We start from the raw sequence: 22,085 nt of genomic DNA, 5'->3' as shown, positions 1-22,085 counted from the left end.
GTATATGGTTTTATTGTTCTAATAATCCATCAGTATTCCATTGTAATATAATATCAATGGTCGCTTGTGGTAACCTTGGACCTCCAGAAGGCATCAAAAAACTAATATCTTCTGAAGAAACTCTCTCTAGTAACCCTCTGTTATCCACAGCCTCCTTTACCTGATTAAAAGTTAAAAGTGGCATAGGAGCAAAGTTAATCGGTGGATCATTATGACAAGTAGTACAGTTACTATCAACGATAGCCTTTACATTATTGTTATAAGTAACCAACGTAACAGGTGTAATATCTATTAAATCTTTTTCGCTATCATTTTCACAACTTATGTTGAATAAAATCATACAAAAAATCAAAAATTTTAAAATATTTATTTTCATAAATTGCCTATTGAGTTCTAGTTTTGGAAGGTAAAAATTAGATCAAATTTAATTGATATGCAAAAATATGTTTCATTAGGTGGATAATTTTCATACTTTTAAAACAAGTTTAAACGGAAAATACACAATGAAAAAACTACTTATAGTAATTTTAATTTTAGGAATTGCGGCTTTTGTTGGATATAAATATGTGTATCAATCTCATAGGGATATTCAGGAGGAAAAAGCGGAATTTACGGTTGATGCTACTGATTTGGTAAGAGAATTTTCGGAAAGCTCAGATACAGCTTCTAAAAAGTATTTAAATAAAACAATTGTTGTTAAAGGAGAAGTGACAGAGATAGAAACTAATTCTTTAATGCTCAATGAAGCTGCGTATTGCACTTTTGATACTGATCACAATATTACTGCATCTAGTTTACGTTCACAATATATCATAAAGGGCAGATGCATCGGTTATGACGAACTTCTAGAAGTAGTTAAGTTAGACCAAGCATCAATTATTAAATAATTTCTTTTTATAGTATTTTAAAACCTCGTTCATGAAAAAACTCTTATTCATTTTATTTTTACTACCATATATTACACTTGCTCAAGATGATTTGTTAAATGAGTTAGAGTCGGATGTTCAAGAAGATAATTATGTTACATCTACTTTTAAGGGACTTAAGGTTGTAAATTTTGAATCTACAAAATTGGTTAATAAACGTAGTTTATTTTTTGTAGTTGCTCACCGTTTTGGTAGTGTAGAAAATGGAATTGATGATTTTTTTGGATTGGATCAAGCCGTAACTCAACTTAAATTTATTTATGGTATAACAGATGGACTAAATGTTGGGATTGCTCGTAGCTCATTTCAAAAGACCTATGGAGCTCATATTAAGTATAGATTAACAAGACAGAAAAAAAACGGATTCCCTTTTACTATTGTTGGATATAATTTATTAACGATTAATACAGGTTTAGAAAAAAATCAATTACCTAAATTAGAATTTAATAATAGATTATCTTATGTGTCTCAAGTTTTAATTTCTAGAAAGGTAAGTAAAAGACTTTCATTAGAACTAGCACCGTCTTATTTACATGAAAATTTTGTTAGATTTGATGATCAGGATAATTCTCAGTTTATTATGGGAGTAGGAGGTCGTTACAAATTAACGAAACGTTTTAGTCTTAATGTAGATTACGGATATCATTTTAATAGAAGTAGTACTTCTACTTTTAAAAATCCATTATCAATAGGTTTTGATATAGAAACAGGAGGTCATGTATTTCAGGTTCATTTTACAAATGCACAGCCTATGTTTGAAAATGGTTTCTTAGGTCAAGGATCTGGAGATTGGGGAGATGGTGATTTTTTCTTTGGGTTTAATTTAAGTAGAGTCTTTGATCTGTAGAGCGAAAAATATTTTTATAGGTGATTAATTCTGCTAAGGTCAACTATTTACTTTCTTTAATAGAAAAATCTGCAAATAGTACTTCTTCATCTCTAAGGTTTTGTGCGTTTTTTAAACTTCTATAGATTCCCCATTTTGGTCTAACGAATTCTGCACCTGCATTCCATATTTGTAGGTTAGTACTCTGGTATTCCAAAATTATTTTTCCTGTTTTTATATTGGTGATAGATATATCGTAAGAGGTTTTACCTAGGTTTCCGTAAGTAACTTTTTCTGTAACCATTACCCAATTACCTCTTAATAAGTCCAAATCTACTTTTTTAAGTGTATTTTGATCTTTTCCGCTAGAATGTCTAAGCTCTAATTTATCAACACTTCCTTTTCTAGCCGTAAGGGTGATAATAGGTTTTGCTTTTTCTGTTTCTCCTACAGATTTTAATTGATGGAGGTGCGTAAAGTTCTTAGATGGCTTGAAGTTTTTATCTATCTTAAATTTCCAATTGTACTCTACAGTTTCCCCAATCGTAGCTTTTAGATTATCTGGTGATGATTTATAGCTTTTTATTTCATTACGTTGTCTATCAAAAGTTTTGCAACGGTCATTGTCTTCTTTAACATGAATGACAAATTTAAATACATTCTTAGCGAGTTCATCATCATAAACTTCACTAATGTGCTTACCATAATTAAGATGGTTATCACAATCTTTTCTTACCATACCTGGCGCTTCTATAGGATTATATCCTGGAGCCAATTTAGAAGTAATAAGCTCATAGGTGTTTCCTGGGCCATCAGCAGTAAGAGAAACCTGAGCATAAGAAGAAATGTATGTCAAAAGAGTAAATAGTACAAAAGTAAATTTCATAATATGTTGTTTTTTATTTTAAACTTCTATTAATCTATTTTTACAATTTTCTTTATAGAAAAGGTATTAGTTTGCTTATCAATAATTTTTATAAAATAGACTCCATTAGAAAGATCACTAATATCTAACTGATCAGTAGTTTTTAATTCTTGTGGTTTCTTGACAATTTTTCCTGACCCACCTATAACTGATATTGTGTAGTCGTTTGTGTTCTCGAAAAAATTAAAACTTATTACTGCTTTAGTAGGGTTCGGAAATACATCAAACAATTCTTTTTCTGATATTGTTGGTACAGAGAGCGTAGGGTTTTCAGTTACGGAAAAGTTAGCATACAATACTTCTTCATCTCTTAAATCTGAGGCAGAATTTAAACTTCTATAGATTCCCCATTTTGGTCTAATAAAATCTGCATTTGTCTTCCACATTCTAAGCGAAGAAGAAGAGTAGTTTAATATTTCTGATCCCGAATCTACATTAGTGATGATAATGCTATAAGAAGCATTTCCAGTTTCTCCATAGGTAACAGTTTCAAGAACTTCAACCCAATTTCCTTTTAATACAGATAGATCGACTGTAGTAAGTGTAGATTGTGAAGTAGTAGGTGCATATCTTAATTCTAATCGATCCGGGCTTGCCTTTCTAGCAGTTAAGGTAATCAGCGGCTGACTTTCTTCTGCAGAATCTGCTCCAACAGATTTTAATTGATGAAAATGAGTAAAACTTCCGGAAGGTTGAAAGTTTGCATCTATTTTAAATTTCCATTTGTATTCCACAGTTTCTCCTATTACTCCTTTAAGATTATCAGGAGAAGGAGCGTAAGTTTTAATTTCATTGCGCTGGCGATCTGTAGTGGAACATTTGTCGCGATCAATATCTTCATTAACATGCATGATAAATCTAAATACATTAACCCCTAAGTCTGTATTGAATACTTCATCAATATGACGATTTCCATCTGTACCAGAATAGGTAGAATGGTTATCGCAAGTACTACCAGTAATTCCGGGTGCTTCTATGACATTTCCGCTTGTTGGTGCAAAAACGCTATTAATAAGTTCATAGGTATTGCCGGGACCGTCAGCATCTAATGTTATCTGAGCTTGAGTACCAAAACTTATAAATAGAATAAAAATTATTGTAAAAGGTTTCATTATCTATGGGGTATTAAATTTAGGTTTTAATAGGAATATCCTTGCAAAAATATGCAAGGATATTATCTAAACTCAAATTAAAATCAAACTGTTTAAAAAGTATTTTTTAATTTTTAACGATCGCTTTGGTAATCTTAGTTCCATCACCATAGATATTCATATAATATAATCCAGTGGAGAAAGATGTTAAATCAATAACGTCTAAATCATTTTCTTTTTGAATTAATATTTGACCAGTTACGTTTACTACTTCTATAGATGAAATAATATCATTTTTAGAGCTGATATTAATTACGTTAGTAGTTGGATTTGGGAAAAATGAAATATCGTCGGTTAATTCTTGTTCTGTTATAGATAGAGTAGCAGCCGTAGGATTTAGGGCTCCATATATTTCACTAGGAATAATATAGCTTGCAAATTCTGCAGGTGATACTCTTGCAGTGTTACCTGAGAATTCCCAATTAGGACCTGTTCCATCAAATGAGGCAGCTATCCAATCCGATGTAGTAAAACCTGTAGAGGTTCCTTGTCTTCCCCAGAAATGTACATTACTACCTGTGTTTTCTATTACAGTTGCTCCTGTATCAGTGAAAATACCATTACTAGAGTTTTCTGCTAAATCTCTAACAACTATAATTTGGCCATATCCAAACTCACCATTGTCTCCTGAATCTAATAAATCATCTTCATCTAAAAAGCTAACAGAATCATAACGAGTCCACATTGTATGATCTCCAGTTGCATCAATAACACCATCATTATCTGCATCGATATCAACACCACTTGGGTCACTTGGAGCTTGTACTAACATATATGTAGCACTCCAATCTTCGAAATTTCCATCATAACCGATATCTGGTGTAAATGAAGAAACATTACTACTAGAAGAACCTGTAACATCATTTCCAATAAGTTCTATAGTCACTATGGTTGTTCCTGTTGCAATAACACTAGTATACGGATTTGTTGTTACCACATTAGTATTTTCATCTGTATAGTTGGCTACAATCGCTAAAAAGCCATTAGAACCAAAAGTTCTTGTTCCATCACCTAGTTGAATTACTTCACCAACTTCTCCGTAATCATCTCTACTAGCTTCTCCATCACCTTCAACATTAATTAGATATAAATCAGAAGGAATCACGGCATCAGGAGTACCACGAATTTCGATATATTCATTAGTAAGATCATCTCCATTAGGGCTAACAATTAGTTTGTTAAGATATACCCCAGATCCCGAAGGAATTTGAGCAAATGCAAAGCTCATAGTTAACATCATACAGGTAAGTAATAAATTTTTCATGATTGTCTTGTTTTGATAATTGGGTGAAATTTATATTTGGTCAACCAAATTGGTTAACCAAATATATAGATTTATTTTTATTTAACACAATTTTTGTTGAAAATCATGTAATTCAATTGATTTGTTAGCAATTTGTTATTTGGAACGAGCCTTTAGATTGATAAATGCATAAAAACTATTGATTATTACGCTTTAAATCTTTAACAATTCTTAATGAACTCTTAGTTAATTCAGTTATTTTATTGTAATCAAAGTTTCCGTTTTCATCTTTCGCAATAAGCTTAGATCCCATTCCTACGCAGTGTACCCCTGCATTGAACCAATCTGTAAGGTTTTTTTCTTCTGGTGATACTCCTCCACTTGGCATTATACTTGTCCATGGGCAAGGTGCTTTTATACCTTTTACAAAATCAGCTCCTCCGATTTGCGCTGCAGGAAATATTTTTACTATTTCTGCTCCCAACTCCTCTGCATAATTTATTTCGGTAAGTGTTGCACAACCAGGAAGCCACGCAATTTTTCTGCGATTACAAACTTTTGCTATCTCAGGGTTTAGAATAGGGGATACGATAAAATTGGCTCCTTTTTGTATAAATAATGATGCTGTACCTGGATCAACAACAGATCCAATTCCTAGAATCATACCAGGTAATTCATTTTCAACCCACTTTGATATCTCTGTAAATATATCTTGCGCGTGATCACCTCTATTGGTAAATTCAAATACTCGCGCACCTCCATCATAACTTGCTTTGATTACTTTTTTTACAATATCAATATCTTTATGATAGAATAGGGGAACAACTCCTGTGTTTCCCATTACTTGTGCAACTTCAATTCGTGTATATTGTGCCATGTTATCTTTTTATTCGTCCTGATATATTACCTTCAATGATACTTAGTACATCAGCTTCTGTTACTAGATTAGCATCTCCTTCTATAGTATGCTTTAAAGCACAAGATGCATTAGCAAATTGCAATGCTTTTATATCATCATAGTGCAATAGACCTTGAATTAATCCTGCAGCATAAGCATCACCAGTACCAATTCGATCAACAACGTGTGTTATTTCTAATTCATTGGTTTCCGAAAATTCGTTTCCATTCCACATTCTAGCTTTTATCTTATGCCAGCTTGCATTAAGAGAAACTCTTGTTTTATCAAATACTCCTCTAATATTAGGATATCTTTGTAATAGAAGTTTACTGGCTTCGATAAAATCATCATTAGTAAAGGAGAAATTAGTGTTTAGAAGTTCATTAATTTCATTTGGACCTCCAATAAAAATATTGGACAATGCTACCAATTCATTAAGTATATCTTTTGCTTCATGACCATAATTCCAGAGACCACTTCTATATGCTGGATCTGCGGATATTGTAATTCCTTTTTTATTTGCAAGTTCTAATCCTTGTTTTAGTGCTTTAAATGCATTTAGGGATAAAGCAGGGGTAATACCTGTCCAGTGGAACCAATCACAATTTTCTAGAGCTTTTTCCCAATTAATTTCTTCGGGATTTATATTGCAAAAAGCGGAGTTAGATCTGTTATACGCTATAGTACTTGATCGCATGACTGCACCAACCTCCAGGAAATATAATCCCAGAGGATGACGCGAGTCAATAATCAAACCAGTATCTACTCCCAGTTTCTGCAAGTAGCTCTTTGCTGCATCACCAACAAAATCGTTGGATACTGCTGTAATATGTTGTGTATTGTTCCCGAATTGAGCGAGTGATATTGCTACGTTCGCCTCGGTTCCACCAAAGTAGTATTCTAATTGGTTAGATTGTTTTAATTTTTTGTTCCCTAAAGGAGCAATACGCATTAAAACTTCTCCAAAGGTTACTACTTTTTTCATTTTATATGTCTCTTTATATTAAATACCTAATGCTTGTCCACCACCAATCTGGATAGTCTCGGCTGTTATGAAAGCAGCATCATCACTTGCTAAGAAAGAAACTACAGAAGCTACATCTTCTGGTTGTCCTAATCTTCCTAACATAATGTTGTTTTTCCATGATGCGAAAACCTCAGGCTTTGTAGATTTAATTTGAGCATGAAATGGAGTATCTATAGTACCTGGTGATACCGCATTTACTCTAATTCCATATTCTGCTAAATCTTTTGCTAACGCTCTAGTAATTGCATTAACCGCAGCTTTTGATGTTCCATAAATTCCTGCTCCAGGACCTCCTGCAGTCCATCCTGCATTAGATGTATAGTTAATGATTGAGGAGTTTTCTCCTTTTTTCAAAAATGGGATAGCGGCTCTAGATGCAAAAAATGTAGAGTCAAGATTTAAGGCCATTACAGATCGATAAAATTCTGTAGTCATACCTTCAAATCTGGATCTTCCTCCTAATCCACCAGCATTATTTACCAGTAAATCTATTTTTCCATATTTCTCTCCAATAGCTACAATATTAGAAGTAACTGCTTCTTCGTTTGTAACGTCGAATCCGTAATATTCGGCAGTTATTCCTAGCGCTGTAAGTTCTTTGATTCTTTCAGCTCCTTTATCATCTTCTATACCATTTAAAACTACAGTATATCCATCGTTACCTAATCTTTTAGCAACTTCAAAACCAATTCCACCGGTGGCACCAGTTACAATGGCAACTTTTCCTTTTAAACTCATTTTTTCTTTTTATTAATTATAAATTATTGATAGTTGATTAATTTTAATTTACACCAATTTATACTGGTGTATTATTTTCTTACAGGTCCTATTTTTTTGATAAACAAGAAAATAGATAAGACCCCAAGTATTACAGAAACACATATTGCTATAAATGCTGGGGTGTATGAACTTGTGGTGATCTGACCGACAAACCAGTTCATAATCATTGGTGATACTGCCGCTACAGTTCCTGCTAATCCTGCTAGTGTTCCAACAGAAGGACCTCTAAATAAGTCACTAGAAATCGTTTGGATGTTTCCAATCGCAAATTGGAATCCGAATAATGCTAATCCCGCAAGATATATGAACATCATAAAGTTCTGGTCTGTAACGAAGTTAATGATGGATACAAATGCGATTAAAATTAGAATACCTCCTAACGCAATTGTTATTTTTCTTGATGCATCTACAGAGAACTTTTTCATTAAAGCTTTTGTAAACATACCACCTATTATACTACCCGCAGCTGCCATTAAATAGGAAATCCAAATACTTTTAGTTTCTTCAATGTCAGATCCAAATTTTGCACCTAAATAAATAGGCATCCATCCTACAAAAAACCACCATATTGGTTCTATAAAAAATCTACAGAATAGAACTCCCCAAGATTCTTTATGGCTTAATATTTGGCCAATACTTAACCCTTTTTCTTTTACTTCATTCTCTGGCTCAACTTTTTCTATTCTATCTTTTATGATAAGTGCTCTTTCCTCATCAGTAATCCATGGGTGCTTTTCTGGTTTGGCTTTATTAATAAATAACCAAGGAATTACCCATAATATACCAACAAAACCTAAGATGATATAGGTGGTTTTCCAACCATATTGTGTGTATAAGAATATGATAATAAATGGTGCAATTACATTTCCTATAGAAGCACCGGCATTAAAAATACCTTGAGCAATTGCACGTTCTTTTATAGGAAACCACTCACCATTACTTTTTACAGCTCCTGGCCAATTTCCGGCTTCTCCTAAACCTAGTAATACTCTAAAAATTGAAAGACTAACAAGTCCTCTTGCAAATGCATGAAAGACAGAAGCTACAGACCATACAATAATAGAAACTGTAAATCCTAAACGGGTACCTATTTCATCATACAATTTTCCGGAAGCAAATTTACCGATGGCATATGCAGCGAGAAAGAAGTTAAGCATTAGAGCATAATCGGAGTTATCCATCCCTAAATCCTTACCCATTTCGGGCCATAAAAGTGCAAATGCAGTTCTATCGATATAATTAATAACCGTTGCTAGGAAAATTAACACAATGATCCACCAACGTAATCCTTTTAGCTTAGTCATCTAATTACTTCTTTTCGTGTGAAATTTCTAAAAAATCTTCGCGTATTGGACTAAATACATCAATAAGAACTCCAGCTTCCAAACATACTGCTCCATGAGGAACATTAGGCGGAATAAAGAATCCATCACCTGCATTTAATACTTTTTTGTCATCTCCGATAGTAACTTCAAAACTTCCAGATTCAACATATGTAGTTTGAGAATGAAAGTGGTCATGAATGTATCCAATTGCCCCTTTTTCGAAGTTTACTTTAACCATCATTATATTAACATCATATCCGATCATTTGACGTGTAATACCTTCTGCGGCTTGTTCCCATGGTTTGTCTTTGGTTACAAAGAATACTTCACTCTTAATTTTTGAGTAGCTCATTGTTTAGTTAGTTTTTAAATTATAATTGCCTGTCCACTGATATGTTTTATTACCAATAGTCAATTCATGTTGTTTGTGTGGGTCGTGTTCTTGATTAACGACCGTTAGTGTATAACTTTCATTATTTTTGAATGTCACTTCTACGATAGTATAGTTATTATCAGAATAGATCATTTCAATATTTTTAACATCAGAATGTGGATTTTGTACAGATTCTAATTTTGGATCAAAATTCCCGTGAGGTTCTATAACATTTACAAAAACATGATCCTTCTTGTTCTTTTCTCTTAGCATATATGACGCTTCATTTCTAAGATTGAAATTAGGATCGTTAGCTCCTAGACTCGCAAAGACCATATTACTTTCCTTATCTATAAGACTTGAGATAGAGTAGAAGCTATTTTGGTTTAACCAAGTTAGCGTTGCAAAATTTTGATCACTCTTACCTTCGGCTAGTTTCCATAGATGTTGGTATCCATTCTTAATTCCAAGTGGATCTAATGTATTTTCTTTGAGATACTCAAAATTAGTTTCCATTACTTGTCCTTGATACATAAAGTTTAGATCGTATTGATGAGCTTCTTTAGCAGTAATTGCATATACATCTATAACGAAAGGAGGTCTTTCTGTAGCTTCATTTTTAACTAAGGCCAGTGTTCTTTGCATATGAACTCCTGGGTATGCATTTTCTTCTTTAGCACTAACAATTTGAAGGTTATTATCTTTCAAGTTTGAAAAAAGAAGTTTTGGATTTACTTTACTCGATGCTTTTACGTTAGCTCCAAATTGAGAAGACTCATCTACAGTAACTGTATTATGCGCTATAGTTTGTTTTGCCCACGTTTTGTTTTCTGGTAGATATCTTCCTCCTTGTTTTGATTCTACATTCAAAAATCTTGCAGCGCCATAATCTTGTAAAATTTCTTGTTTTCCATCATACAGAAATATAGACAGTCGATCAAAATGACCATGTCCCATCCCTTGAGAAGCAAATTTAAAAACGGTGGTAAGTTTTTTGTCTTTTTTACCATTAGACATACGTAATAATGCTAAACCTCCATCGTTTCCATCTTTTCCGTCTGTAATTAGTAGCGGTTTTTTTTCGTACGATTTTGGTTTATAATCTTTCAGAGCTTTAGCTACCTCAAGTCCAGCACCTGATATGCTGACTTTTTCATGTGCTAAAGTAATAGGCAGTAGCGAGCTGTCTTTATAGTAGGCGTAGGCAATATTGCTGGCAAATATCAATTCACTGGTTAAATAGTTCTTTTCTTTTAATGCATCATTAAAAGGAAAAAATGCACCATTTTCGTCAGTTAGTTGCAATACTGTGGTTACCGCTTTACCTAATAATTGATCTCGGTATTCAAAGATTTTAAGATCAGGTTGATTGATCTGGATAGCTTGAGCGAAAAGCATAAAAGGCATCATAGCATATCGCTGATAATAAGGACCTTCAGAATAGTATCCTTCCGGAGAAAAAAGCATATCTATCTGCTTAAGAAAACCTGTTTCTTTATCTTTATTACTACCGTATAAAGCACGGTCGACCATATCCTGATCTTTGAGAACATATCCTGTCATACCTACGCCCGCTACTGCCCAGGTTCCATGGTTATGTATTTTATTGAAGGTTTTTTTAGAATCAACACTAATAAATTCTGCTACTTTCTTAAAAACTTGGTCTTCTATTATTTTCTTATTTTCTTCAGAAATTACATCACTTACCAGATTATATGCTTGTATTGAATTAACTAACCAAACACTTTCATTTAATCCTTGCCAGAAAAGCTTTCCAGCTGGGTGATTTTTTTTACTTTTTGGATGTAAAGGTAAACTAGGATACATTTTAGCATACGCTAATAACATATCAGTAACAAACTTGGAGTATTTAGTGTCTTCAGTAATTATATATGAAATTCCTGCAGAATACATTTCTCCATAATTACGTTTGTGTTTTTCATGTGTATATCCACCACCAGGATCTTTTGGAATAGGCACTTCAATACCATTCTTAATTGCTTTGTCTGCTTTTTCTTTATGTTGTTCAAAGGAGACTTTTAAAACATCATTAGTGTTTAGTAATTTTTTTATTTCATTAGCTTCAGAAGTAGATAAAGAAAGTGTTGGTTTTTGATTTTTAATCTCTGTTTTGGTTGATGCTGTGTTTTCGTTTTTGGTACAGCCAAAACTTAGAATACTAAGAGTTAGGGTTAGGCAAAGAATGCCTAACCTTAACCGAATAGTATGTAAAGGTGATTGGATCATTTATAATATTATGAAAATTCGTTATTTATTGTTTTTTAACCTTGATCTTTCCAGTTAGTCTCATCTGTAATGGAAGCTGCTGAGTAATCTACAGCTCCAAACTCTGTTAATACTCTGTCGGTTACAATTATCCAATCGTAATCAGCTGATCTTGGTATATTATCAGAAGAGCTACCTGCTGTAAGACGGAAATGAAATCTTGAAAAATCTGCTGCACTATCCATAAAACCATTAAGTCTTACAGCAACTAATACCCATTCTCCTCCTGTGTCTAAAAGAGGACCATTAGATTCTCTACGCTGAGCACTTGAAGTTCCTAGATATATTTTTGTTCTACAGTTTGCTCCATTAATTCTCATCCAGAAATGTAATACAGGGTTTCCGCCAAATCTACCGGCTGGATCTAATAAAGCAGCTGATTCTTCTCCCATTTCTTCGGTTCCAAAATCATCGCTAAAATCATAACAATATATAGAGGCTAAAGTACTAGTAGTAGCTTTAGGGTAATCTAAGTGTAAATATCTACTTCCAAAAGATTCTGTCATTCCTGGGAATCTTGGTTGTTCTGCTTCGTCTTCTCCTAATGATAAAACCACTTCAGTAGGATCACCATTCTTATTATCTCTTACAGTTTCTAAAGCTTTCGTATCAAAATCATAATATTCGTAATATGGTCCGTTGATGTATGGTATATTAAACACAGTTTGACGCATTTCTGTATCTGTAATGATAACTTCAGATATGCCTGTTGTTACTCCAGATGGAACCATAAAAGTTAAATCAGTAGGAGACGTAGTAATTGTTGCTTCAATACCATCGACTGTAACAGATGTTGTAAAATTGATATTAGCTCCTGTGATTGTTACCATATTATCTCTAGCCATTATTCTAGGCACATTATCTGGTTCTGGTGTCGGTATGTTAACTAAGAAAGAAGAACTTAATTCCTGTGCAATTTCTCCGCTATTACTGTTATAAGTTAAATTAATAGCAACAGGATCTAGAGTTCCTGGGTTTGGCACAGTTACTACAATTACATCATTTTCTTGAAAAGATATAACACCAGCTACGCCTCCAAAAGTAACACTTGATACTACACCAAGATTAGCTCCTTCTATGATTAGTAAATCATTTGCTGTAGCCTCACTAGGGATTGCACTCGTTACTGATGGTACAGGATACGATACGGTTAAACTTTCGGTAGAAGTAGCTGTAAATTCCAAGTTTTCTGCACCTTGTCTACTTAAATCATTGATAAGTACGATTTGCCCAGAAATAACAGCAGGGTCGATTCTTAGTAAAATTTGAGTATCACTAATTTTACTTTTAATTTCGGTAGGTATTCCACCTATGGTTGCTCTATCCACAAATTGAAGAAATTCCCCTTCTACAAGTACTTCTTCAAGTATTTCTGCACTAGATGGAGAAAAACTAGAGATTATTGGAGTTGCAGATTCTATTTCTTCCACAGTTTGATCCACTTCGATATCCGCATCACAAGACGAGGATATTACAAATATCAACATTAAACAGAAAACCAATAGACCTGCTAAGATTCTCTTAAAAGATGCTTCGTAATTTTTCATAATTCTATTGTGTTAATTTTATTTTTTAGTATCCCATTTCAGTCCAATATGTTGTTCTTTTCGCAATGGCGATTTTTCACTTGGAATGAATTTTTCTTTATCTTCCCATTTAGGGTTTTTATATATTACATTTTTTTCAGATGCTCCTTTTGTTGCTTTTACAGTGCCACAATCAAAAACGACACAGTTACTTATCGTATTCTTGCTTCCATTTAAGTTAACAGGGTTAATTACTTTGTAGCTTTTTTCGAAAACTGAATTTTTGATGTTTACTGTTACAATCCCCTTGGTTCTAAGCACGGTACCTTTTTCTACATTTCCCACATTACTAAACACAGAGTTTTGTACAGAAAGATTACCTCCTAAAGTAGATTCGTCAGTTCCTCCACGATAATAATTTAAAGCCCATTGTTCTATGTCTTTAAAAATTGTGTTATTAATACGTACTATTTGAGCACTATACTTTCCGAAACTTTCTTTTTCTTCTGAAAGATTAATTCCTCGGTATGATTTTTCAATTCTTGAATTAGCAATACTTAAAGTATCTGCAAAAGTTCCTTTGTAACCTTTGAAAAAACTACCCCCTTTTTTATTTCTAAAACCATGAATATGACAATTGTCAATAAATACAGAGTATAATTCGGCGACACCTTTGTCAGGAGAGACTACAGCATATTTTATAGGTGTTTTTAAGTTTCCAGAAATTTCTAAATTATTTAAGTGTAAACTATTACCACCTTCTACTCTAAAGAAATACGTTGGGTTTTTATCTAAACCTTCTTTTACTTTTAATATAGGTTTTTTACCGTTAGTATCTCCTTGAATAGTAATGTTTGTTGTAATTTTTATTCCTTTTTCTAGAATGTATTCTCCAGATTTTAATTTTAAAATACTACCGAAAGAAGCCTTTTTTAATGCCTTACGTAATGTTCCTAAACCTGGTTCTACTTCAATGATTTCTGATGTAGCCACAAGTTTCTCAGGTTTTGTTTTAGAGTCCCAAGAGGTTCCACTTCTAAGAACCAATGCCTTAGGGAACTTATTATTTCCTAGGTTATAAGCACCAGCAATGAAAGTAGTTCTTTTTGCTCCAGTAATATCCAGTTTAGGTGATTTAGCTTCAGGTTTCGAATTTTTGATTAATTCTTCGTTCGTTTCAGTTGGGATGTAAAGAATATCTTCAAATGTATCCCAATTTACTTTCATTTTTGTAAAGCCTTCTTGATCAAAATTTTTCTGAGTATCTAAAATATTCCCATAGAAATTAAATCCATCTATTTTATCATGTATTGTTGCTATATCACCATTTTTATCATTGTATATGATATTATTAGAAAAGGTTGTATTTATTGGGGTTAATGACCTTTCTTCATCACTACCAGCGCAAAGTTGAATTGGAGAACAATTTATGATAGTATTGTTCTGAATTTTTACATCATTAACTTGATGATATCTATTTGCAGGGCTATTAGGTACGCCATTCATTACAACTATTGGCCCTCTAAAACCATCACCTGTAAGATTCATCATTAAGTTATTTCTAACAACATGACCTGCATTTATAATTCTTATACCACCAGTATTTGGTTTTTGATTTCCTATAAATACATTACCTTCTATTAGGCACTTGTTTCCGTGTCTTAATGTTAAGACACCTTCACTTTCTAAAAAGAGATTGTTACGATATACGTTGTTACCTGATTTATTAGAAATAATTTCTAACTCTCCATTACATTTTTCAAAAACATTATCCTCTACAATTGTTCTGGAAGATAATAATGAATTTTTACTAGTTCCAATTCTAATAGTTTCCCCACCATTAAAACCTAAAGTAGGTCTTTCTCCAAAATAATTATGATCAATTCGATGGTTGTTTTCTATATGCTCTTTTCCCTTTAACCATACAACTAGAGTAGTGCCAGAGTTAATTTTCCCTACAAAATAGTTGTGATCTATTCTGTTATTTTTACCCCAAACACTTATCCATTTATAATCGATAGATTTTTTACTTGGATTGTAATATGTAATTGCACAATCAGTAAGTCTGGAGTGACTTGCATATTCCTTAGAATTCACTCTAAACGAAATCACTGATTTTCCAGAAGTGTAACCATTCTTAAACCACAACCCTTTGATTAATAAATGAGTTCCAGCTATTTTTAGGTTGGAATCTCCGGTAAGGATTACCTTACCGGATTCTTCTGCTTCTATAATAATAGGGTTTTCTGATGTTCCTTCACCTTTAGCTACTAATTTTACATCTTTCCATTCTCCATTTTTTAATATTATACGATCTCCTGCTTTTACAGATTTTATAGCATTATTGAATTCATCAATAGTTGCTACTTTAATCTCATTAGCAAAACATGTACATCCAATAAAGAATAGTTGAATGGATACTATTGTAGTAATGATATGTTGCTTATTTATAATCATTAATAACCTATATTTTGAGCTAAATTAGGGTTTAGGTCAATTTCTCTTTGTGGTATTGGTAATAGTAATTGAAAATCCGAAATAGGACTTGCATCAAGATCAGGATTGTCTGGATTGTTATAAGCAAACTCTGTTGTAAAATGTTCATTTATTACAGTCAAAGCTCTATTAGTTCTTAGTAGGTCAAAGAATCTATGATTTTCGAAAGCAAACTCAAGACGTCGTTCATTTTCTAAGGCTAATTTAAAAGCAAAGCTAGAGTTTACATCAGCTTCTAATAGATCATCTAGACCAGCACGCGTTCTTACCTTGTTTAGTTCGATTAAGGCTTCAGAAATTCCTCTAGCGTCTACATATGCTTCAGAAAGCATTAATAGCACATCAGCAAATCTTGTAACTGGCCAATCTACATCACCATCATCTAGTGCGTTAAATGCCGAATTGTATTTAGTAACGTGCTTGTTAAAGATTTCAGTTCCGTTAGTTGCAATATAACTGTCCGCCATGGATGAAGGTTTTCTTGAATCATTTATTAGATATAAATCGGATATATCTTCTGTAGGTACATTAAGTCCATCACCATTACCAAAAACTACGTTTCCATCACTTTGTAAAGGAGCAAAGAAGTTCGGAAAAGGAGAACCTAAACCTATAAGTCCTTGTTCATATCGAACAGAAAAAATTACTTCATTGTTTAATTCATCACCTGGTTCAAACAGGTTATCATAATCGGTAACTAGATCATTTATTCCTCTGTCTCTAACATATTCTAGCTGAGTAATTGCAGCTTCTAGATCTCTATCAGGATTCGTTAAATGAACTTTTCCTAATATAGTTCTTGCTGCTATTGCTGTTGCTCTACCGAATTCTGAATCATCATATTGTTCTGGTAAAAGTGCGATTGCATCTTCTAAGTCTTGAATAATAAAAGGATATACTTCTGATTGAGGTCTACGAGATAATTGAAAACCTTCTTCACCAATTAAAACTCTATCTACAATCACAATACTACCATATAACCTTGTTAAGTTAAAATGCATTAACGCTCTAAGAAATTTGGCTTCACCTTCATATTGATTTCTTAAGTCTTCATCAACTGCAACATCGATGTTAGCTATGATTCTATTAGCTAAAGCTATTGTTTTGTAACAATTAGCATAGTAAGCTTGATTTATCGAATTATTGGTATCTACTGTAAGTCGATCCAATGTAAAACGAGGAGCATCTGATTCTGGAGATCTATCTGGATTAGTAAATGTATTATCAGAACGAAGTTCTGTAATATTCCATTCTACTTCCATCACATCATATAAACTAGAATATGAAGCAATTACTCCTCTATTTAACTCTTCTTGGTCTTGATAGAAGTTGTCATCTGTTCTAAAAGAAGTTACTTCTTCTTCTAGATCACAAGACACCATCAATAATGTCAATGACAATGCATAAATATTAAAATTTATGAATCTATTTTGAAGTTTAAAAATATGTTTCATTGTGTATATTTTTTAGTCTGTTATTTCATTTATTAGGATTAGCTTTTGCTAATTAAAAATGAAATAGACTATCATTAATTGCTTTTTAGAAATTGATATCTAATCCAAGTGCTAGTTGCCTTTGCACTGGTGTAACTCCTCTTTGATACCCTCTGATTAAAACATTGTTTCTATCTGTGTTCCCTTCAGGATTATTACCTAAATAATCATCTGCAGCTTGATACCATAAATTTTGTCCAGAGATATAAATTCTCATTTTTTCTAATCCCATTTTCTTAGTCGAATGAGTAGGTATAGAGTATCCTAGTACTACTTCTCTTAATGATATATAAGAAGCATCTTGAACAGCATAGTCTGTTTCTAACCATGGAACACCAATTCTAATTCCAGGTCTGCTAGCAGGGATATTTTCATTAAACCATTGGTCCTCTGCATATGTAGCTCCATATCGAGCAACTTCATTATAAAATGCTTCACCCCAAACAACTTCACCTCCTTGAGATCCCTGGAAAGAGAAATTAAGATCTAAGTTTCCGTATGTAAATGTGTTAGTGAAACCCCAAATAAAGTCAGGAAATGGATCACCAATTACAGTTCTGTCATCTTCATTAATAACTCCATCACCATTTACATCTACTCTTTTAAGTCCTCCAACTGCATCAGCAATACCACTTGGACTATTCGCTAAATCCTCGGCATTCTGAAAAATACCATCAGTTTGATATCCATAAAATTGAATATATGGTTCTCCTACACGAGTAATATATTGATCAGTCCGCTCTCCATTGTTAATTATTCTTTCAGATCCACCGAATGAAATAAGTTTATTTTCATTAAATGAGATATTAGCACTTCCTTGCCATTTTAATTTTCCTCTTCCAAGATTTGTAGATAAATCAAATTCCCATCCTGAGTTTTGAACTTTTCCAATATTATTCCATTGCTCATCAAAACCAGTTGAATTAGAAATTTGTTGTCTTAAGAGAAGTTTTTCAGATAATTTATAATAATAATCTACAGTAAGGTTTACAGCGCCATTGAAAAGACCTAGATCTATACCATTATTAAATTCAGTGTTTGTTTCCCAGGTAATATCAGGGTTTCCTTGTAAAAAGTCTACTTCACCTTGTCCCGTTGTTACACCACCAGTATTTCCTATACTGTAATTTCCGAAATCTACTATGGTTGGTGCTAAGAAATCAAATAGGGCAGGAGCAGATCCACTAATTCCCCAACTAGACCTTAACTTTAGGTTATTAACTGTATTACCAATGCTATTTCTCCAGAAATTCTCGTTAGCTACATTCCATCCTACCGATACAGAAGGAAAAAATCCATATTTGTTGTTTTTTCCAAACTTATTGAAGCCATCGGCTCTTCCTGCTAAAGATACTAAGTAACGATCTTTATAAGCATAATTAATCCTTCCTAAGTATGAAGATAATACGGTTTTATCTTTTAAAGTAAATGTATTATCTAGATCTATAATTGTTCCACCGTTAAGAGTCGTTATAGTTTCATCATCAAAATTAGTTATTCTAAGGTTGCTAAGACGTTCTGTCGTATTCTCATAGGTAATACCTAATAATAATCCAATATCATGACCATTAAAATCTCTGTTGTAGTTTAATGTATTCTCATTTATGTACTTAACAGTAAGTTGATCTGCTAAAATTCCTTCTGTTTCTCCATCTCTATCACCATCTGAACCAAAATATTCTTCTCCTGTACGGTATCTCACATAACCACCTAATGAAGATCTTAAAGTAAGCCCTCGAGCTATTTTCCATTTCACAGAACCATTAGCAAGTAATCTATATTCAAAACGATTACGTCTGCTGGCTTCTTGTCTAGATATAGGATTAAAGTTAGATGAAGACCATAGGTTTTCTATATTACCTGTATTTTCTGTTAAACCAGTTACTGGATCTACATAATCAAAATTAAGGTTTCTAAAATGTAAAGCGTGTGCAAAACTTCCGACAGGTTGTCCTGTTAAATCGGATGTATATTGATTATGTCTAACAGGAATCCAAGTTTCATATCTTCCTGTATCTGTAAAATTAATAGAAGATCTTCTTGTAAGTGTATAAGAAGGATTTATTTTTAAATCAAAACTTAAGTTGTCTGACAATTTAGATTTAAGTCTAGCTGATAAGTTTAATCTTTCTAAATCATTATCTTTTCTAAGTCCTTCGTTATAAATATAGTTTGCAGATATTAAATAGTTTGTTCTGCTTCCACCTCCATAAACATTTAACTGATAATTGTCAATCCTAGCAGGGTTTCTCAATGCTTCATCTTGCCAGTTAGTAGGACCACCAATGTTTTGAGCAATGGTTCTTTTTCCTATTTGAACATTATCATAATTTACAAAATTAGGTTCTCTATTTTCTTGCTGAGCATTAAAATTTTCTACTAATTGATCTCTACTTCGGTCTAAGTCAGAGAATGCAATTGCATCTATGATATCAATACTTCTTGCAGCTTGTTTAAAACCTGAGAGGGATTTGAACTCAAAAGAAGTTTTTTCTGCTTTTCCTTCTTTAGTAGTTATAAGGATAACACCATTCGCTCCTCTGGATCCATATATTGCCGTAGAACTCGCATCTTTCAATACTTCTATAGATTCTATGGTACTTGGATTTATAAATTGAAGTCCATCATCAAAAGGGAATCCATCAACAACAACAAGTGGAGCAGAACTAAGACTTATAGATCCAATACCTCTTACTATTATTTCTGGTTCATCACCAACATTACCAGTGGTATTTCTAATCTGAACTCCGGCAATTTTACCTTTTATACTATTAGAAACATCAGAATAAGGCAATTCATCTAAATTGGTGTTTTCTAATTTGGATACAGAAGCTGTTAAACTAGATTTCTTCTGAACTCCATATCCTATAACGACAACTTGTTCTAGTTCGGATGCCTCTTCTTCTAGAGCAATATCAAGTGTAGTTTGATTATCGATTGCCACTGTTATGGTTTTCTTTCCGGTAAAAGAGAATGAAACGACATCACCTTTGTTTACCTTAAGTTGATAAAATCCATCAAAATCCGTAGTAGTTCCCGTATTGGATTTCAATATCAATACATTAACTCCCGGTATTGGTATTCCATCTTCCCGAGAAGTTACTGTTCCTTCTAATGTAATGCTATCTTGAGCAAGCAACGTACAATGAGATAGAACAATCAGGAAGACTGCTATAATCTTTTTGAAATACATAAGTAATTATTTTTGTTTTTTAATGCTTTAGTTTAAATCATTAATTGATTTGTTTTCAATTTTAAAAGCAAAACCTATTTTTTGTAATTACTTACTTTATAAACAAATCATAAAAAATCATAAACGGAATGACGTTTATCTATTTTTTATATCTTTGTTTTTATCTATCTATAAGTAATTATAGTAATGATTTTACTTTTTAAACTAAGTAAAGTTTCGAAAATAAAGGGATTAGTGTGGTAGCTGTCCCTTTTTTTAGTTTTTATTGTTTGTGTTACATATTCGATTGGTATTAGATTTATTTCCTTTATTTTTTTTGATTTTCTTAATCATAACAAAATTTATATAAATCTTTAAAGTGCTCTTCTAGTTTAGCAACCGCTCTATCTGGATCTTTATCTATAATGGCATCTATAATAGCTTGATGTTCTTTAATTAATAAATGATTTTCATCTTTATTACAAACTTTGTTGGCAACAAAGTGGGTAATGATTTCTGGAGTAATTACTAACATTAAAGAGTTAATAACACTATTGCCACTAGCTTCAGAAAGTTTAAGGTGAAACATTAAATCTTCCTCTACCGCATTTAGACCATTAATTGCTTTTTCACTGTAGGCTTCATGTGCTGCTTGTATTTGACGTAAATGTTCATCTGATCTTCTTGTGGCAGCTAATCTTACAGCATTTGTTTCCAGTATCAATCTTGTTTCTACCAAGGATTTAAAATCAGGTTCTTGTAATTGTAAAATATCAGTCATCATTCCGTTAAGTGCGGTAACTCCTATATTCGATACTCTTGTCCCACTTTGGGGATATTTTTTAACCAACCCATAGAATTCTAATCGTTGAATTGCTTGGCGTAATTGATTCCTACTTACACCTAACTTTTCGGCAAGAACTCTTTCTGCAGGAAGCTTATCACCCGGTTCAAGTTGCTTAGAAACAATTAATTCCCTAATTTTAGAAATAATTATATCTTCGGAACCTTTCTTGGAGTTGGATATAACTTCCGTTTCCTTCTCTGTTTTTAATCGCATATACTGGGTTTGATTTTAACTGGTTGACCAATCTGGTTAACCAAAAGTATTGTTTTTTTTTATTATCACAAAATTTATATGTTAAAAATCTTATGAAAGTTTAAAAAAAGTAATGTTTTTTAACTAAAAACACATTCTATATGCTTTTCGTTTTGTGATATCGGTATTTTATAAACTACATATTTATTTATGGGGTAGCTTGTTGTGATACCCCTTTAGTTCGGTTTTTTTAGAATTATTACCTATTATATTATGTAGTTGAACAAATTATTTATTTAATCATCATAAATTATATTTTGTTTTAAGGTATTATTAAATCATTAATAATGAGTAAAATGTAAATTTATTATTGTTTTTTTAGGATTTATAAGGAATTGGGATGTTGATTTTATTAAAATGATAATTCTTTGATAAATTGGTTTTTTTATTTCAAACTAGAAATTATTTTTGCGTAATATTGTACCATCTAGTTAACGAAAGGGGCTACGGCCGACGATTTAGAGTTACTATTATGAAAACGCCAACATTTATTATTAGAGAAGTTAAAGTTCAATCCTTGAACAAATCAGTTGATATTA

17 protein-coding genes are annotated in these 22,085 nt (G+C 32.6%); 2 read left to right on the top strand and 15 right to left on the bottom strand.

Annotation, left to right across the window (positions count from 1 at the left end):
- Window positions 1-10: 10 nt before the first annotated feature.
- Window positions 11-340 (bottom strand): hypothetical protein, encoded by a 330-nt coding sequence (locus tag J8L88_RS14510; RefSeq protein WP_247666489.1) that lies wholly within the window; start codon window positions 338-340, stop codon window positions 11-13.
- A 163-nt stretch (window positions 341-503) separates the two neighbouring features.
- On the opposite strand from J8L88_RS14510, the gene J8L88_RS14505 reads away from it, so the two are divergent.
- Together J8L88_RS14505 and J8L88_RS14500 are read left to right on the top strand one after the other, a co-directional pair.
- The gene (locus J8L88_RS14505) at window positions 504-887 is read left to right on the top strand and encodes a hypothetical protein (protein WP_211061071.1); all 384 of its coding nucleotides are present in this window, start codon (window positions 504-506) and stop codon (window positions 885-887) included.
- Window positions 888-918: 31 nt separating this feature from the next.
- Window positions 919-1,773, top strand: coding sequence for a DUF5777 family beta-barrel protein (locus tag J8L88_RS14500; protein WP_211061070.1), 855 nt, complete (start codon window positions 919-921; stop codon window positions 1,771-1,773).
- A gap of 43 nt (window positions 1,774-1,816) precedes the next feature.
- On the opposite strand, the gene J8L88_RS14495 is transcribed toward J8L88_RS14500, so the two are convergent.
- The 14 genes from J8L88_RS14495 to J8L88_RS14430 form a co-directional block, all read right to left on the bottom strand.
- Complete coding sequence (locus tag J8L88_RS14495; protein WP_211061069.1) at window positions 1,817-2,638, bottom strand: heparin lyase I family protein; 822 nt, start codon at window positions 2,636-2,638, stop codon at window positions 1,817-1,819.
- Between the two features lie 29 nt (window positions 2,639-2,667).
- Window positions 2,668-3,789: a T9SS type A sorting domain-containing protein gene (locus J8L88_RS14490; protein WP_051335990.1), complete on the bottom strand. Its 1,122-nt coding sequence runs from the start codon at window positions 3,787-3,789 to the stop codon at window positions 2,668-2,670.
- Window positions 3,790-3,895: 106 nt separating this feature from the next.
- Complete coding sequence (locus J8L88_RS14485; protein WP_211061068.1) at window positions 3,896-5,092, bottom strand: T9SS type A sorting domain-containing protein; 1,197 nt, start codon at window positions 5,090-5,092, stop codon at window positions 3,896-3,898.
- Window positions 5,093-5,267: 175 nt separating this feature from the next.
- Window positions 5,268-5,948, bottom strand: coding sequence for a bifunctional 4-hydroxy-2-oxoglutarate aldolase/2-dehydro-3-deoxy-phosphogluconate aldolase (locus tag J8L88_RS14480; protein ID WP_211061067.1), 681 nt, complete (start codon window positions 5,946-5,948; stop codon window positions 5,268-5,270).
- A 1-nt stretch (window position 5,949) separates the two neighbouring features.
- The gene (locus J8L88_RS14475; RefSeq protein WP_211061066.1) at window positions 5,950-6,954 is read right to left on the bottom strand and encodes a sugar kinase; all 1,005 of its coding nucleotides are present in this window, start codon (window positions 6,952-6,954) and stop codon (window positions 5,950-5,952) included.
- Window positions 6,955-6,972: 18 nt separating this feature from the next.
- The gene (locus J8L88_RS14470) at window positions 6,973-7,734 is read right to left on the bottom strand and encodes an SDR family NAD(P)-dependent oxidoreductase (RefSeq protein ID WP_027392022.1); all 762 of its coding nucleotides are present in this window, start codon (window positions 7,732-7,734) and stop codon (window positions 6,973-6,975) included.
- 71 nt (window positions 7,735-7,805) lie between these two features.
- Complete coding sequence (locus J8L88_RS14465; RefSeq protein WP_027392021.1) at window positions 7,806-9,080, bottom strand: MFS transporter; 1,275 nt, start codon at window positions 9,078-9,080, stop codon at window positions 7,806-7,808.
- A 4-nt stretch (window positions 9,081-9,084) separates the two neighbouring features.
- Window positions 9,085-9,453: a cupin domain-containing protein gene (locus J8L88_RS14460; RefSeq protein ID WP_027392020.1), complete on the bottom strand. Its 369-nt coding sequence runs from the start codon at window positions 9,451-9,453 to the stop codon at window positions 9,085-9,087.
- A gap of 3 nt (window positions 9,454-9,456) precedes the next feature.
- Window positions 9,457-11,721 carry a heparinase II/III family protein gene (locus J8L88_RS14455; protein WP_211061065.1) on the bottom strand — a complete coding sequence of 755 codons (2,265 nt, stop codon included), beginning with the start codon at window positions 11,719-11,721 and terminating at the stop codon, window positions 9,457-9,459.
- 35 nt (window positions 11,722-11,756) lie between these two features.
- Window positions 11,757-13,307: an IPT/TIG domain-containing protein gene (locus J8L88_RS14450; RefSeq protein ID WP_211061064.1), complete on the bottom strand. Its 1,551-nt coding sequence runs from the start codon at window positions 13,305-13,307 to the stop codon at window positions 11,757-11,759.
- 18 nt (window positions 13,308-13,325) lie between these two features.
- Complete coding sequence (locus tag J8L88_RS14445; RefSeq protein ID WP_247666488.1) at window positions 13,326-15,743, bottom strand: polysaccharide lyase 6 family protein; 2,418 nt, start codon at window positions 15,741-15,743, stop codon at window positions 13,326-13,328.
- Window positions 15,743-17,236, bottom strand: coding sequence for a RagB/SusD family nutrient uptake outer membrane protein (locus J8L88_RS14440; protein ID WP_035084532.1), 1,494 nt, complete (start codon window positions 17,234-17,236; stop codon window positions 15,743-15,745). Before J8L88_RS14440 ends, J8L88_RS14445 begins: the two co-directional genes overlap by 1 nt.
- 85 nt (window positions 17,237-17,321) lie before the next feature.
- Entirely contained in the window at window positions 17,322-20,468 is a 3,147-nt protein-coding gene (locus tag J8L88_RS14435) for a SusC/RagA family TonB-linked outer membrane protein (RefSeq protein ID WP_211061063.1), read from the bottom strand.
- Between the two features lie 325 nt (window positions 20,469-20,793).
- The gene (locus J8L88_RS14430; RefSeq protein ID WP_118385585.1) at window positions 20,794-21,507 is read right to left on the bottom strand and encodes a FadR/GntR family transcriptional regulator; all 714 of its coding nucleotides are present in this window, start codon (window positions 21,505-21,507) and stop codon (window positions 20,794-20,796) included.
- Window positions 21,508-22,085: the final 578 nt, after the last annotated feature.

This window comes from Aquimarina sp. MMG015, assembly GCF_018100855.1.
GTDB lineage: Bacteria > Bacteroidota > Bacteroidia > Flavobacteriales > Flavobacteriaceae > Aquimarina > Aquimarina latercula.
The sequence above is the reverse complement of the archived record's forward strand: the minus strand, read 5'-3'. Positions and strand labels throughout refer to the sequence as shown.